Annotated in this window: 1 protein-coding gene; it reads right to left on the bottom strand. The window is 67.6% G+C overall.

The annotated features are described in order from the left end of the window. On the bottom strand, positions 1 to 373 hold a 373-nt coding region (locus B3G12_RS03930), incomplete at both ends, for a BCCT family transporter (protein ID WP_290499205.1).

Below are 373 nucleotides of genomic sequence, written 5' to 3'. Positions count from 1 at the left end.
GCCGAAGAAGATGATGCCGATCCCGATCCCCGCGGCGAACAGCATGGCCGCCCACGACGCTGTGGAGTATGCGGGGGTGTCCCCGTCGAGGCCGAGGGGGATCCTGCCGTAGTGCGAGAACGCGAGGTACAGCAGGTAGACCAGCAGTCCGATCGCCAGCAGGTTGAAGGACCAGCCCATGTTCAGCATGGCCCAGTTCAGTGCAGCCCCGGACGCCGCGGTCAGCGAGTCCGTGTCCACGAGACCCCACACGATGAACCCGACGATCAGGCCGCCGGCCACGCCCACCACCAGCTTGTCCACGCCGTAGCGGACCCTCTGGTCCTCCACCGAGACGCCGGGCACCACGGCCGGGTGGATGTTGTGGGGGTAG

The sequence above is a fragment of the Kocuria sp. UBA5001 genome, assembly GCF_002398425.1.
Taxonomy (GTDB): Bacteria; Actinomycetota; Actinomycetes; order Actinomycetales; family Micrococcaceae; genus Kocuria; species Kocuria salsicia.
This window is presented reverse-complemented; position numbering and strand designations above follow the sequence as displayed.